Raw genomic sequence first — 14,308 nt, forward strand, 5'->3', positions numbered from 1 at the left:
CAGGCGTCGCTCTCCGGAAGTGAGATGACCGTCACACAAGGGGAGAACCGCGACCCGGTGACCTGGGCAGGGCGCGCTTCGGGCTAGGCTTCACTGGCGGAAACGCCCGGCACGCACGGGGTTGCCCGGGCCGTCGAACATCAGTCGGATAAGCAAGGACGGACCCTCGTGGACCTGTTCGAACATCAGGCGAAGGAGCTCTTCGCTGACTACGGCATCCCGGTGCCGCGCGGCATCGTCGCCAACACCGTGGAGGAGGTGCGGGCGGCGGCCGAGGAGCTGACCGGCCGCGTCGTTGTCAAGGCCCAGGTCAAGACGGGTGGCCGAGGCAAGGCCGGCGGAGTGAAGGTGGCCGACGACGCCGCCGACGCCGTCGGTAAGGCCACCGCCATCCTCGGCATGGACATCAAGGGCCACACGGTCCACAAGGTGCTCGTGGAGGAGGCCAGCGCGATCGCGGAGGAGTACTACTTCTCCTTCCTGCTCGACCGCGCCAACCGCACCTTCCTCGCGATCTGCTCCGCCGCCGGCGGCATGGACATCGAAGAGGTCGCCCACAACACCCCGGAGAAGGTCGCCAAGGTGCCGGTCTCGGCGCTGGACGGCGTCGACCGGGCCAAGGCCCGCGAGATCGCGCAGGCCGGCGGCCTGCCGGAGCGGGCGCTCGACGGCGCCGCCGAGCTCATCGAGAAGCTCTGGAACTGCTTCGTCGACGAGGACGCCACGCTCGTCGAGGTCAACCCCATGATCCTGTCCGCCGACGGCCAGGTGAAGGCGCTCGACGGCAAGGTCACGCTCGACGACAACGCCGTCTTCCGTCAGTCCGACCACGAGGCCCTGGCCGACAAGGCGTCCGAGGACCCGCTGGAGGCGCGGGCCAAGGAGAAGGACCTCAACTACGTCAAGCTCGACGGCGACGTCGGCATCATCGGCAACGGCGCGGGCCTGGTCATGTCCACCCTCGACGTGGTCGCCTACGCCGGCGAGGCGTTCCCCGGCAAGCCCTCCCCGGCCAACTTCCTCGACATCGGCGGCGGCGCCTCGGCCGAGGTCATGGCGGCCGGCCTGGAGATCATCCTCTCCGACCCCGACGTCAAGTCGATCTTCGTGAACGTCTTCGGTGGCATCACCGCCTGCGACGCCGTCGCCAACGGCATCGTCTCGGCGTTCAAGCTGCTGGAGAGCCGCGGCGAGGCCGTGACCCACCCCCTGGTGGTCCGCCTCGACGGCAACAACGCCCAGCTCGGGCGGCAGATTCTGGCCGACGCCGCGCTCCCGCGCGTCGAGCTGGTGGACACGATGGACGAAGCGGCCAAGCGTGCCGCCGAGCTCGCTGCGGTAGGTGCGTGACTTATGGCCATCTGGTTGACGGAGAACAGCAAGATCATCGTCCAGGGCATGACCGGCGGTGAGGGCACCAAGCACACCCGCCGCATGCTCGCCTCGGGCGCCAAGGTCGTCGGCGGCGTCAACGCCCGCAAGGCCGGCATCACCCACGAGGGCCTGCCGGTGTTCGGCACGGTCAAGGAGGCCATGGAGCAGACCGGCGCCGACGTGTCGGTCGTCTTCGTGCCGCCGGCCCACGCCAAGGCCGCCGTCAAGGAGGCCGTCGACGCCGAGATCCCGCTCTGCGTGGTCATCACCGAGGGCATCCCGGTGCACGACTCCACCGAGTTCTGGGCCTACGCCGTCGCGAAGGGCAACAAGACCCGCGTCATCGGCCCCAACTGCCCCGGCATCGCCTCCCCCGGCGCCTCCAACGCGGGCATCATCCCGGCCGACATCACCACCGCCGGCCGCATCGGACTCGTCTCCAAGTCCGGCACCCTCACCTACCAGCTCATGTACGAGCTGCGTGACATCGGCTTCTCCACCTGCGTCGGCATCGGCGGCGACCCCGTCATCGGCACCACGCACATCGATGCCCTCCAGGCGTTCCAGGACGACCCCGACACGGACGCCATCGTGATGATCGGTGAGATCGGCGGCGACGCCGAGGAGCGGGCCGCGGCCTACATCGAGGAGCACGTCACCAAGCCCGTCGTCGCCTACGTGGCCGGTTTCACCGCGCCCGAGGGCAAGACCATGGGCCACGCCGGGGCCATCGTGTCCGGCTCGGCCGGCACCGCCCAGGCCAAGAAGGAGGCCCTGGAGAAGGTCGGCGTCCGCGTCGGCAAGACCCCCTCCGAGACGGCCCGCCTCATGCGCGAGGTCATGCAGTCCCGTTGACCTTCTCGCGCCGGCGACACCGAAGCCCTGGCTTCCCCGTGTCGCCGGCGCGGGTCACGGGTGCTTTGAGGTAAATGGCGATCGGCGGCGCGTCAACCAAGCTTTGGTTGGGAAAGATTGAGAAAATCGCCTACTGTGACGGCGATTCTCGACCAGCTGCGGACTGCCCCCCGCTCGGTCCTCGGCAAGCTCCCCGGGGTCTCCGGCGACGACGACGAGACCCGCAGGCCGCTGCCGGTGTCGGGGATGCTGGCCGCCGCCTGCACGCTGGGGGTCGGCCTGGCCGCCCTCACCACGCTCACCCTGGTCGGCTGGATCGCCGCGCCGCGCGGCGCGCTGGGCTCGGGCCTGCCGGGCGTCTTCCGTACGGCCGCGCAGCTCTGGCTGGCCGCCCACCACGCCGGGTTCGCCATCCCCGGCGGCCGGGTCGGGCTGCTGCCGCTCGGCCTCACCATCCTGCCCGCGATGCTGCTCTACCGGGCCGGCCGGTGGATGGCCCGCGACGCCGACCTGCGGCTGCGCCTGCCCGCCCGGCTGCCCAAGAACAGCCCCCGCGAGCAGGCCAGGGCCCGCCGCCGCGCCCAGCTCGTGCTGGTGGCCCAGGCCGGGGTGTCGCTCGCGGCCCCCTACGCGCTGCTGGCCGGGCTGATCGCGCTCGTGGCGAGCAACGAGATCACCCAGCCGTTCCTCGGCGAGGTGCTGCTCAGCCACTTCGTGCTGGCGTTCCTCGCGGGGGCGCTGGCCACCGCGCGGATGATCGGGCCGTGGCGGGTCATGCTGCGGCTGCTGCCCGAGCGGGTGCGCGCGCTGACCGTCGGCACCGCGGTCGCCACCGCGCTGCTGCTGGTGGCCGGGCTGGTCCTGGTGCTGGTCGCCGTCGTGCTCAACTTCGGCCAGGTCAAGCAGCTCTCCGACGTCCTGTCGCCCGGGTTCGTGGGCGGCGTGCTGCTGGCGCTGCTCCAGCTTCTCTACCTGCTGAACGCGGTCATCTGGGCCTCGTCGTACATCTCGGGACCCGGGTTCGCGATCGGCGCCGACACCCTGGTCGCGCCCACCGGGGTGCAGCTCGGCACGGTGCCGAGCCTGCCGCTGCTGGGCGCGCTGCCGGAGAGCGGGCCGGTGCCGGCGTGGATGATGGCGGTGGTCGCGCTGCCGTTCGCGGCGGGGGCGGTGGCCGGGGTGTTCGTGGCCCGGATCTCGCCGTCGCCGTCGTACGAGGCCGCGCCGCTCTGGGGGTTCCTCACCGGCGTCTCAGCGGGCGTCGTCGCGGGCGTGCTGGCGGCGCTGTCCGGCGGCCCGATCGGCGGCGGCCGGCTCGCCACCGTGGGCCCCTCGCCCTGGGAGGTGGCGCTGTCGGTCGCGCTGGAGGTCGGGGTCGCCTCCGGGATCTCCGCGGGCGTGACCAACCTGCTGCTGCTCAGCAAGCGCGCCCGCACGCCGCTCGACAAGGCCGCCGCGCCCGTGCGCAAGGCGGGGGCCGCGATCGCGAAGGCGGCCAGCAAGGTCGGTCTCGCCGAGGCCGATCCGCGCCCGCTGCCCGGCCACTGGATGGACGCCACCGAGGCCGACACCCAGGAGATCCCGGTCATCAGGGACGACTGGCAGGACGAGCACGCCACGGCGGAGGCCGAGACCCTGGCCCAGGCCCGGCCGCGCCCGCCGGAGCCGGCCCCCGACCCGTCACGGCCGGCCCGCAAGGACATCGTGGACGAGTTCGACGACCGGGGCGGCCACGTCATCTACGTGGACCCGTACGCCTGGGACCGCGACTGAGCGCGCGGCCCCGGCTCAGGTCTCCATGGCGCCGAGGATCTCCAGCACGTCGGGCGGCAGCTTGCGCTGGGCCGCCTCCCTGAACTGGGCGAAGCACTCGCCCTGCGACGAGACCGTGGTCGCGCCCTTCATGCACTCCTGGTAGGCGGAGTATTCGTTCATGAGGTAGAGCTGCATGCCCGTGGCCAGGGCCGACAGCAGCAGCGCGATGGAGGACACGGTGATCCCGCCGACGGCCGCGCCCGTGGGTTTGCCGGCCCCCTTGAGCAGTGGCAGCGCCCGCAGGCCCGCCACGAGCGCGAACAGCGCCATGACCAGACCGGCCAGCGGCAACATGAACGTCATGGCGAGCGCCGCGATCGCCAACCAGATCGCGCGGCGCCCCGCCGACTCGGCGGGCTGCTGGCCTGCCGGTGCCTGCACCGGTGTCGACACCTGACCTCCTCTGCGTCGCCGGACCAGGAACAGATACCCTGGCAGCCCCACCCTGTTTCCTCATTGGAGTGTGCGTGTCAAAGGCTGGGCGGCTCGTCGTCCTCGTCTCCGGCTCTGGAACCAACCTACAGGCCCTTCTGGACGCTTCCGCCGACCCGGCGTACGGTGCTCGCGTGGTAGCGGTCGGTGCCGACAGGGAGGGAATCGAAGGGCTGGCCAGGGCTACCAGGGCACAAGTCCCGACTTTCGTCGAAAAACTGGGCGAGCATCCGACGCGCGCGGACTGGGACGCCGCGATCGCGGCCAGGATCGCCGCGTACGAGCCCGACCTGGTGGTGTCGGCGGGCTTCATGAAGATCCTGGGCACGCCCACGCTCCGGGCGTTTCCCGTGCTCAACACGCATCCGGCACTGCTGCCGTCGTTCCCGGGGGCCCACGGCGTGCGCGACGCGCTGGCCCACGGGGTCAAGGTCACCGGCTGCACGGTCATGCTGGCCGACGAGGGGATCGACACCGGCCCCATCGTCGCCCAGGAGGCCGTGCCCGTGCTCCCGGACGACGACGAGGCGGTCCTGCACGAGCGCATCAAGACCGTCGAGCGCCGACTGCTCGTCGAGATCGTCGGCCGGATGGCCCGCGAGGGCTGGACGGTCAGCGGACGCACCGTCCGCATCGGCAACCAATCAGGAGGGGAATCCACGTGACTCGCATCGCCATCCGGCGCGCGCTGATCGCCGTCTACGACAAGTCCGGCCTCGAGGAACTGGCCAGGGCCCTCGACGGTGCCGGAGTGGAGATCGTCTCGACCGGTGGCACGGCCGCCGCGATCGCGTCGTACGGGATCCCGGTGACCAAGGTCGAGCAGCTGACCGGGTTCCCCGAGTGCCTGGACGGGCGGGTCAAGACCCTGCACCCGCGCGTGCACGCCGGGCTGCTGGCCGACCTGACCAAGCCCAGCCACGTCGCCCAGCTCGAGGAGCTGGAGATCGACCCGTTCCAGCTCGTCGTGGTCAACCTCTACCCGTTCCAGCAGACGGTGGCCTCCGGCGCCGCAGACGAGGAGTGCGTCGAGCAGATCGACATCGGCGGGCCCGCGATGATCCGCGGCGCGGCCAAGAACCACAGCAGCTGCGCTGTCGTGGTCGACCCCGGCTACTACGGCGAGGTGTTCAAGGCGCTGAGCGAGGGCGGCTTCACGCTGACCGAGCGGCGCCGGCTGGCCGGCATCGCGTACGCGCACACGGCCTCCTACGACGTGGCCGTGGCCAACTGGTTCGGGCAGACGTACGGCGGGGAGGAGTTCCCGGTCTTCGCCGGGGTCGCGTACGAGCGCAAGGCCACCCTCCGCTACGGCGAGAACCCGCACCAGAGCGCCGCGCTCTACACGGACGGCACGGGCGGGCTCGCGGGCGCCGAGCAGCTGCACGGCAAGGAGATGTCCTACAACAACTACCTCGACTCCGACGCCGCCTGGCGGGCCGCCTGGGACTTCTCCGACCCGTGCGTCGCCATCATCAAGCACCAGAACCCGTGCGGCATCGCCGTCGGGGCCGACGTCGCCGAGGCGCACCGCAAGGCGCACGCCTGCGACCCGGTGTCGGCGTACGGAGGCGTGATCGCCGTCAACCGGCCGGTCAGCGTCGAGCTGGCCCGCCAGATCGCCGAGGTGTTCACCGAGGTGGTCATCGCGCCCGCGTACGACGCCGAGGCCCTCGACGTGCTGCGCGAGAAGAAGAACCTGCGCCTGCTGGCCTGCCCGGAGGGCCCGTCCGAGCCGACCGAGTTCCGCCGCGTGGACGGCGGCCTGCTCGTGCAGACGGTGGACCGGGTGGACGCGCCCGGCGACGCGGCCGACCGGTGGGAGCTCAAGGCCGGCGCGCCTGCCTCGCCCGAGGTGCTGGCCGACCTGGAGTTCGCCTGGCGGGCCTGCCGCTCGGTGAAGTCCAACGCCATCCTGCTGGCCGGCGACGGGGCCACCGTGGGCGTGGGCATGGGCCAGGTCAACCGCGTCGACTCCTGCCGTCTCGCGGTCACCCGCGCGGGTGAGCGCGCGAGCGGCTCGGTGGCCGCCTCCGACGCCTTCTTCCCGTTCCCCGACGGGCTGGAGGTGCTGGCCGAGGCCGGCGTGAAGGCGATCGTCGAGCCCGGCGGCTCCATCCGTGACGACCAGGTGATCGAGGCCGCCGAGAAGGCCGGCATCACCCTCTACTTCACCGGAACCCGCCACTTCTTCCACTGATCGTCACCAAAAGGGCGACATGAGTGGATCATGCCGCCCTTTGGCAATTTCCGGGGCAAGCATCGGTCATGAGCGGTTAGCCTAAAACCCGCCCTTCTACCCATCGAGTCTCCGGAGAAACCCTTGCTCGACACGATGCTGCAGGCCTTCGTCACCTTGAACGGCGTGGCGACCAGCCCCTTCGTCCTGCTGGTCTTCGCCTTCGCCGGCGCCTACCTCGGCATGCGCGTCGTGGAGATCGTGCCGTTCACCCGCCGCATCATCGAGCGCCGCGAGGCCCGCTTCGCCAACCGCGACTGACCCGCCCGGGAGCTCGACGATCGCCTGGCGACGGGGTCGGGCGGTCTCATCGGCCAACTCCACGCCCACGAGCAACTCGGCCACAGCAATCGCGGCGATCGTCGGCGTCGCCGATCACGGTGTCCACGGACGCCTTGCCTCGCTCGGCCGCGAACAGGACACGGCGAGATACGAGGGGGACCAGAAATGGCCGCCCCACAGATACCGGCGGATGTGGACCGGAAACTCCTTGCGCGGCAGCCGCGCCGAGACGCCTTTGAGAGAGTTGACCAGAGTCGAGAGCGCCACCTTGGGCGGATAGTGCTCAAGCAGGTGGACATGGTCGTGCTCGCCGTTGAACTCCACCAGCATGGCACCGAAGCTGTCGCACACCTCGATCATGATGTCTTCGCCGCAGCAGGCGGCGGCGGTGGAAGCCACTCTGGACGCCGCCAACCGAGCGGCGAATCTGGTCGCGGCACTGGCGTTCCAGCACCACTGTTTCCGTAACTTCGACCTGCGCAAGCACGCCTACGACCGGATCAAGGCCGAGTTCGGGCTGGCCGTCCAGGCCGCCCAGCATGTGATCAAGAAGGTGTGCGACGCCTATCGCACCCTGCACGCCAACCTGGCCGCCGGGCACCTGGGCAAGCCCGGATCATCGCGCCGGGCCGCCATCGAAGCCCGGCCGATCTCCTTCCGACCGCCGGCGGCCCAGCCGTATGACGACCGGTGCCTGTCCTGGCAGCATGACGCGCGGACGGTGTCGATCTGGACGACCGCCGGGCGGCTGAAAGGGGTGACCTTCACCGGCTCGGCGCGGCAACTGGCGCTGCTGGCCGCCCATCGACGCGGCGAGTCGGACCTGGTCTGCCGCGCCAAGAGCATCGTGACCGAGGCAGAACGCACCGGGCGCGGGATCGCTCTGGAGGATCTCCAGGGCATCCGCGAACGGGTACGGCTTCGCAAGCCCCAGCGGGTCACGCTGCACTCCTGGAGTTTCCACCAGTTCGGAGCTTTCATCGCCGACAAGGCGGTCCGGGCAGGAGTGGCCGTGATTCTCGTGGATGCGGCCTGCACCTCACAGCAGTGCTCGCACTGTGGGCATGCGGACAAGCGCAACCGGCCTGACCCGAAGCCATCGACGGCGAGGAGCTGCAAGCTCGGTCGTTCACGGCCGAGAAGCTGACGCGAAGGTCTGCCAGGCCAGGTTCGCGGCGCCGGCCAGTGAGGCGCGGACGCCGAGTGTGCTCTGCCTGACCCGCACCGACCGGACGAAGGCGAGCCCCGCCACGTCGTCGAGTGCCCGCTCCAACGGCTCGAACAGCACCTTCCCGGCCGCCGACACGCCTCCTCCCACGACCACGGTGCTGACCTCGACCGCCGCCGCCGTGGACGCGATCATCCCGGCCAGAGCCCGCGCTCCCCGCTCGAACGCGGCCACCGCCACGGGCTCCCTGGTGACCGCCGCCTCGGCGAGCAGCCGCGCATCCGCCTTCGCCGGGTCGCCTTCGGGGGTCCAGCCGTTGGCCAGGGCCCAGCGGACGAGGTTGGGGCCGCTGGCATAGTGCTCGACGCAGCCACGGCCGCCGCACGTGCAGCGTTCGCCGTACGGGTCGATGCTCATATGCCCGACATGTCCGGCGTTCCCGGTGGGACCCAGGAGCGGAGCGCCGTCGATCACCAGGCCGCCGCCGATGCCCGTGGACACGACGATCCCCAGCAGCGAGTCGCTGCTCCGGCCCGCGCCGAGCCAGTGCTCGCCGAGCGCGAAGCACTGCGCGTCGCCCGCCAGCACCGTGGGCAGGCCGGTCACCTTCCGTACCTCGTCACGCAGCGGGAACCCGCGCCAGCTCGGCATGTTGACCGGACTCACGGTGCCGGCGGCGAGATCCAGCGGCCCGGCGCACCCGACCCCGACGGCGACCGCCGGCACCTCGTCGCCGGTCACCTCCTCGATCAGCGCCGCCAAGGCGGTCATGACGTCCGTACGCGGCGTCGGCCGCGTGCCGGAACGCGACGCGGACCCTTCCTCGTCCACCAGCGCGGCGGCGAGCTTGGTCCCTCCGATGTCGACGGCGAGTACGTGGGCCATCAGTGCTTGTGGTGGTTGTCGGGCTGGCGAGGGTCGCCAGGGTGTTCCAGTCCGGGCACCAGCGCGACCTGCTCGGCACGCGTCCGGTCGAGCCATCGGGCGAAGGTCCTCCGGCGGGCGGCCCGCAGCAGGTCGGCTTGTGGTGACCATGGTCGCTGGTGTGGCTGTGGCGATGCTGGCATCGGTAGGATCGCTTCTCCTTCATCCGGCGGAGACGGTGGTGTTGTGGCGGCTGAAGCCGATCGGCCGGTGGAGGAGGAGTCCGGCGTGGCGAGGGCCACGTGCCAGCCCAGGCCGTCCTGGACCGGGCCGACCAGGGTGCCGTGCGGGTGGCTGGTGATGGCCTCGGCGAGGGCGGCCGGCAGCGAGGCGAGCTCCACCCGGCCGAGTGACTCCAGGTCGTCCGCGGTGGCGCGCTCGGCGGCGGCGCGGTCAGGGAACAGGCGGTGGCGTACGTGGTGGGCGCCGGTGCTCGGGCGGGACGGCCGGGGCCGCCACGCGGCGGGAACCGCGCTGTCCGCCGTGACGTGCTCGAACACGGCGCGCACCCAAGGATTGCCGTTGTAGGCGGCGGCGTTGATCGAGCCCAGTTCGACGGCCGCCAGGCGGTCCAGCGGCGGGCCGTCGAGTGGAGCCAGCCCTTCGACCCTGGCGGTGGCCTCGCACAGGACCTCGGTCAGGACGACCTGGGTCAACCACCTGGCGAGCTGGCGGGCCTCCGCGCTGCCCGGGGCGGGAAGGGCGGCCTTGAGCGGGCCGTGCCGAAGGGCGGCGATGCGGCGGTCGAGGAGGTCACGCGGGACCGGCCGACCGCCGACCCAGCCGATCACCCGACCGACACCGGGCGCGGTCGCCGCTCCCGTCGCGGGAGGACCGCCGGCTCCGACGTCGTCCGCAGCAGGAGGAGCCGTGGGGGTGACGAGCGACCGGGCATGGGAGCGGGAGGTCATCGGGTCACCTCCAGGCGGATCGCCGGGGTGTACTGGCAGCGGCCGTACCACATGACCTTGGCCAGAGCCCAGGCGTGGCCGGTCGGCGCGTCCTCGGGGACCTGGACCGGGAACGACACCTCGCCCGTCTCGCCCGCCCCCACGGCGAACCCCTGGATGACCTGCGGGAGCAGGGCCCAGGTGCCCCAGGGGGAGGCGAGCTGCGCCTCGCCGCGAATCTCGTCGGCGGTGGAGTTGTGCAGCCGGAGCGTGAGGGCGGCGCGGTCGCCGGGGCGCAGGCTGAGGGCGTCCGTGACCGGGGTGACGGACAGACCGGTGGGCCGGGCGTCGTCGGCGGTGGTGCCCCCGAGGGCGTCGCCCATGGACGGCGGCGGGCCAGGAACGGGGAGCTCGGGGAGGTCGTCGCCGACGGCGACGGTGGTGACGTCCTCGACGATCTGGCCGCCCACGGCGGTGCGGGCGGAGATGAAGTGCAGGCCCGTGGCGGGGGACGCGGGCGGGGTCACGGTCACCGGGAAGCGCAGGTGACCGCCGGGCGGAAGGCGGAAGGGACGCCGGGACGGGGTGGCGGCCCAGCCGCCGGGGACACGGAGGTCCACCACGCCCTCGTGGCTGTCGGCGGTGAGCTGGGAGGAGAGGACCACCTCCACCTCGAACGGCTCGGTCGCGGCGGGAACGAGGCCCGGCGTGATGGACACGGCGACCGGCAGGTAGCCGAGCGGGGCCGGACCCTTGTTGTGCAGCCAGTAGCGGCTGTAGACGGGCTGGGCGAGTTCGGTCGTGGCGCCGAGATCGGGCGCTTCGGAGGGTGGAGGTGGAGCGGGGGTCAGGTAGGTGGCGACCTCGAAGCCGGTCAGGGTGAGGTCGCGGACTGGGTTTCCGGCGTCTTCGCGAGCTTCGGGGCGTTCCAGCAGGTCGGCGGGGGTGAGGGTGTCGAGGGGGAGGACCGGGGAGCTGAGCTCGACCTGGGCGCCGAGGCCCGTGGACTCGATCAGGCGGAGGGTGACGCTCCCGTCGGTGGTGTCGGCCGGGCTGGGAAGGTGGCCGTGGGCGAGGGGGTTGCCGGTGGACTTCAGGGTGCTCAGCAGGACGTCGCGAGCCGGGGTGACGCTCAGAAGGGAGTGGGCCGGGGGGAGAGGGCCGTCCTGCGGGCCCAGGACGCGGGGGAGCAGCGGGGTGATGTGCTCCTGCCCCCGTGCGGGCAGGTGCAGGTCGCGCCAGTCGCCCTCGCCCGCCACCAGCGAATACGCGAACTCATGCGTCCAGTGCTGAAGCTGGAACCCGGAGCCGTCCGGAGCGGTGCGGCGCGGCGGATCGAGCCAGATGCCCGAGGGCCAGCCCGTGCACGACCGCATCAGCGACAGGTGCAGCGCCCCCGACGGGTCGACGGCGAAACCGGGCAGCCCGTAGGTGAGGAGCGCGACCGTGCGGAGGTCGAGGCGTTCGGCGCCCAGCGGGCACAGGGCCTCGATCGTGGCGTCGGCGAGGTCGGCCACCAGGTCGTCGACCGGGCCGGCGACGATCAGGGCGGGCAGGGCACGCAGGTCGCGCAGGTCGGCGCTGGGCTGCCAGACCTCGGCGAGCGGCCGTTCGGCCGGGATCCAGACCCGGGGCGCGCCGGACTTGAGCGCGTCGAGATAGGCCGGGTCGGCGCGGTCCAGCAGCTCGGCGGCCACCGGATTGGTGTCCGGGCCGCCGAGGACGATGCGTACGTCCGGCAGGTTGGAGTCGACGTCGAGCCAGCCGTAGCGGGTGCCGGGCGCGGTGGACGTGGTTGCCGTCACGCCGGCCCGCGCCAGGGCCACCACCAGGTCGCGGGCCTCCGGGGCGTCGGCGGCGTCGGGCACCACGACCTCGGCCACGCCCAGCGCCCGCGCCCCCGCCTCGCCGAGATCGACCTTCGCCGTGGCGGACAGGCCGAACCAGGTGTTGGCCGGGTTGTCGAGCGTCCACGGGTGCTCGGCCGCGTCGACGTCGGGCAGCGCGAACCCGCGGCCCACCACCGCCCCCGCCACGTCGGACACCGGCAGTGCGCCCTCCACGAAGGCCGGGAAACGCACCCGCAGCAGGCGGTCGGCGCCCGTGTGGTCGAGTACGCGGGTGGTGAAGTCGATGCGGTCGGAGCCGGTCAGCAGGGTGACGACCTGCTCGTAGGCGATCTCGCCGACCTGGCCGGTCACCGTGAGGCGGCTGCCGAGCGGGCTCCTCTCGGCGCGTACGTCCCGCGCGGGGCCCTCACCCGACCCGGTGACCGCGCCCGTGGGCATGAGGTGCCAAGGACCTTCGCCCATGTCGGGATGAGCCGGGTATTCGTGGTAGAGACGCAGCTCGTTGCCGAGCCCGGTGAGCAGCTCGCGCCCGGTGGCCAGATCGACGACCGAGGTCAGCGCGCCGCCCCTGGCCGGGTCGGCGCTCACCCGCCAGCGGTCGTTCGCGATGGTGGCGCCGTCGAGCGGACGCCAGGTCGCGGGCGAGCCCTCGACCACCTGGTAAGTCCGCCAGCCCAGCGACGGCACGTCCCGCGCCAGGAAGGCCAGCGTGCCGTCCTCGGCGACGGCCGGCACCTCCTCCTCCGGCTCCTCCGGCGACGGGCCGGCCACGGTGTGCCCCGGCGGCAGCGGCACGCGGACCAGGCCGTCACGGGCGAACGACAGCGTGTTGGTCACCACCACGCCAGGCCCGGCCAGCTTGACCTGCCCGGTGAGCGCGTCGAGCGCGTTGTCCCTGGCCTCGCCCGCCAGGTCGTACGCCTCCCGCCACCCCGTCAGCAGGTCGATGTAGACCTGGTCGGACTCGGACCCGGTGATCGCGTCGTGGTGCGCGCCGTAGGAGAGCTGCCGCCACACCTTGTCGAGCGCGGTGTGCGGGTAGCGGCCGAGGCCGAGCGCCGCCGCGAACGCCGACAGCCGCTCGGCGTCCAGCGCGGCCACCTCGGCGGCGCGCTGGGCCTGCTTGGTGTCGATGTAGGAGACGTCCTTGCCGGTGTAGACCGGGTTCATGTCGCGGGTCTGGGGGCTGTAGCGCGGCAGCTCGGCGCGTACGGCGTCCAGGAAGTCGCGCGGCGTGGCGCAGACGAACCGGGGCCACACGTAGCGGGCCGCCCAGGCGCGGTGGATGTCGGTGACCCACTTGTTGGGCGGCGTGTAGTCGGTGCCGACCGGCAGCAGGACGTGCCTGGTCGCGGCCACCGGCTTGAGCGAGCGATAGAGGTCGAGGACCGCCTGGCAGGCGTCCTCCAGGGTGGGCGCGGAGTCCATCCACCATCCGGCGGAGTAGTGGGCGGGCATGTAGTGGGTGAGCACGCCGCGCCCGGACGGCGAGATCCACTCGAACTCGCTCGGGAACTGCATGAGGGCCGCGTCCTTCTTGGCCTCCCGGAAGTTCTTGCTGATCGGGCCCCACTGGTGGAACGGGCCGCGCGCCCACGCGCTCCCGGTGAGCCCGGCCGCCGCGAGATGGCCGGGGAACTGCGGATCGTGCCCGAACACGTCGAGCTGCCAGGCCGTACGCGGATCGCCGCCGAGGATGTCGCGCTGGTAGCCGATGCCGTGGACGAGGTTGCGGATCGTGGTCTCGGCGCCGGTGAGGTTGGTGTTGGGCTCGTTGTAGGTGCCGCCCACCAGCTCGGCCCGGCCCTCGGCCATGAGGGCGCGCAGGTCGGCGCGGCGCTCGGGATGGGTGTCGAAGAACGGCTTGAGATAGTCGACCTCGGCCAGCACGAAACGGTAGTCGGGGTCGCGCAGCGCCAGCTCGATGTGCGCCTCGGCCAGCGCGAACGCGTTGCGCTCCCAGAGTGGCCGGGTGGTGGCGTCGGCGGAGAGCAGCTCCCACGGGCTGGTGTAGGCGGCCTGGGTGTTCCACCACACGGGGTCGTAGTGGAAGTGGGAGACCAGGTGCACGGTCCAGCCGGGCTCCTCGGCCGTGACCGTGACCTCCAGGGACTCCTCGCCGTCCAGGGTCAGCACGCAGGGCACCGCCGTGCCGGGCGGCACGGCGACCTCCAGCGGCACCTCCAGGACGCCGGCCGCGTCGGCGGGGACGGTGACCGCCCCGCCCGCCAGCCGGACGCCGTCGCCGCGCAGCTCCAGGACGGCCTCGCGATCGGCCCGGGAGGCGAGGGTGAGGCGCAGGACCTGGTGCGGGGCGGCCTCGGTGCCGACGAACAGGTCGGTCGGCTCGGCGGAGAGCAGGCGGCGGGAAGGCAAGGGGGACCTCCGGGTGAAGCGCGGACCTCCGGACGGAAGGTGGAAGGTGGAAGGAGCATGCCGGCGCCCGTAACACTAGGCCCTCGTGATGGCGATGACAACG

At 72.2% G+C, this 14,308-nt stretch carries 11 protein-coding genes and 1 pseudogene; 7 read left to right on the forward strand and 5 right to left on the reverse strand.

Translation table 11 applies throughout. The features are described 5' to 3' along the window. Positions 1-168: 168 nt before the first annotated feature. The 3 genes from sucC to BMW85_RS35310 all read left to right on the forward strand — a co-directional run bounded on the left by sucC (position 169) and on the right by BMW85_RS35310 (position 4,002). Positions 169-1,350 carry an ADP-forming succinate--CoA ligase subunit beta gene (sucC, locus tag BMW85_RS35300; RefSeq protein ID WP_091090363.1) on the forward strand — a complete coding sequence of 394 codons (1,182 nt, stop codon included), beginning with the start codon at positions 169-171 and terminating at the stop codon, positions 1,348-1,350. 3 nt (positions 1,351-1,353) lie between these two features. After that, positions 1,354-2,229 (forward strand): succinate--CoA ligase subunit alpha, encoded by an 876-nt coding sequence (gene sucD / locus BMW85_RS35305; RefSeq protein ID WP_091090365.1) that lies wholly within the window; start codon positions 1,354-1,356, stop codon positions 2,227-2,229. A gap of 135 nt (positions 2,230-2,364) precedes the next feature. Continuing rightward, positions 2,365-4,002, forward strand: coding sequence for a cell division protein PerM (locus tag BMW85_RS35310; protein ID WP_091090367.1), 1,638 nt, complete (start codon positions 2,365-2,367; stop codon positions 4,000-4,002). 15 nt (positions 4,003-4,017) lie between these two features. On the opposite strand, the gene BMW85_RS35315 is transcribed toward BMW85_RS35310, so the two are convergent. After that, positions 4,018-4,437, reverse strand: coding sequence for a hypothetical protein (locus BMW85_RS35315; protein WP_245775245.1), 420 nt, complete (start codon positions 4,435-4,437; stop codon positions 4,018-4,020). 74 nt (positions 4,438-4,511) lie between these two features. Here BMW85_RS35315 and purN point away from each other — a divergent pair, with 74 nt between their 5' ends. The 3 genes from purN to BMW85_RS49945 all read left to right on the forward strand — a co-directional run bounded on the left by purN (position 4,512) and on the right by BMW85_RS49945 (position 6,976). Continuing rightward, entirely contained in the window at positions 4,512-5,141 is a 630-nt protein-coding gene (gene purN, locus BMW85_RS35320; RefSeq protein ID WP_218156069.1) for a phosphoribosylglycinamide formyltransferase, read from the forward strand. Continuing rightward, the gene (gene purH, locus BMW85_RS35325) at positions 5,138-6,676 is read left to right on the forward strand and encodes a bifunctional phosphoribosylaminoimidazolecarboxamide formyltransferase/IMP cyclohydrolase (protein WP_091090375.1); all 1,539 of its coding nucleotides are present in this window, start codon (positions 5,138-5,140) and stop codon (positions 6,674-6,676) included. The genes purN and purH overlap by 4 nt, the downstream gene beginning before the upstream one ends. Before the next feature lie 123 nt (positions 6,677-6,799). Then, a complete protein-coding gene (locus BMW85_RS49945) occupies positions 6,800-6,976 on the forward strand; it encodes a hypothetical protein (RefSeq protein ID WP_177241046.1) in 177 nt (58 codons plus the stop codon). A gap of 114 nt (positions 6,977-7,090) precedes the next feature. Here the strand turns inward: BMW85_RS49945 and tnpA are convergent. Further along, a pseudogene (gene tnpA, locus BMW85_RS35330) lies at positions 7,091-7,366 on the reverse strand (IS200/IS605 family transposase); the annotation flags it as partial. On the opposite strand from tnpA, the gene BMW85_RS35335 reads away from it, so the two are divergent. After that, positions 7,326-8,144 (forward strand): IS200/IS605 family accessory protein TnpB-related protein, encoded by an 819-nt coding sequence (locus tag BMW85_RS35335; protein WP_091090377.1) that lies wholly within the window; start codon positions 7,326-7,328, stop codon positions 8,142-8,144. The pseudogene tnpA and the gene BMW85_RS35335 overlap by 41 nt on opposite strands. On the opposite strand, the gene BMW85_RS35340 is transcribed toward BMW85_RS35335, so the two are convergent. The 3 genes from BMW85_RS35340 to BMW85_RS35350 are packed head-to-tail and all read right to left on the reverse strand — an operon-like array spanning position 8,127 to position 14,205. Further along, the gene (locus BMW85_RS35340) at positions 8,127-9,050 is read right to left on the reverse strand and encodes an ROK family protein (RefSeq protein ID WP_091090379.1); all 924 of its coding nucleotides are present in this window, start codon (positions 9,048-9,050) and stop codon (positions 8,127-8,129) included. The two genes, BMW85_RS35335 and BMW85_RS35340, sit on opposite strands and share 18 nt — an antisense overlap. After that, the gene (locus BMW85_RS35345) at positions 9,050-10,000 is read right to left on the reverse strand and encodes a DUF7158 domain-containing protein (RefSeq protein WP_218156071.1); all 951 of its coding nucleotides are present in this window, start codon (positions 9,998-10,000) and stop codon (positions 9,050-9,052) included. Before BMW85_RS35345 ends, BMW85_RS35340 begins: the two co-directional genes overlap by 1 nt. After that, positions 9,997-14,205, reverse strand: coding sequence for a glycoside hydrolase family 38 N-terminal domain-containing protein (locus BMW85_RS35350; RefSeq protein ID WP_091090384.1), 4,209 nt, complete (start codon positions 14,203-14,205; stop codon positions 9,997-9,999). Before BMW85_RS35350 ends, BMW85_RS35345 begins: the two co-directional genes overlap by 4 nt. Positions 14,206-14,308: the final 103 nt, after the last annotated feature.

The organism is Nonomuraea wenchangensis (assembly GCF_900111685.1).
Lineage (GTDB): Bacteria > Actinomycetota > Actinomycetes > Streptosporangiales > Streptosporangiaceae > Nonomuraea > Nonomuraea wenchangensis.

What these genes read in the sequence shown, in the direction of transcription:
- sucD (WP_091090365.1), top strand. Translation starts at nt 1,354, where the DNA reads ATGGCCATCTGGTTGACGGAGAACAGCAAGATCATCGTCCAGGGCATG.
- BMW85_RS35335 (WP_091090377.1), top strand. Translation starts at nt 7,326, where the DNA reads ATGGCACCGAAGCTGTCGCACACCTCGATCATGATGTCTTCGCCGCAG.
- BMW85_RS35340 (WP_091090379.1), bottom strand. Translation starts at nt 9,050, where the DNA reads ATGGCCCACGTACTCGCCGTCGACATCGGAGGGACCAAGCTCGCCGCC.
- BMW85_RS35345 (WP_218156071.1), bottom strand. Translation starts at nt 10,000, where the DNA reads ATGACCTCCCGCTCCCATGCCCGGTCGCTCGTCACCCCCACGGCTCCT.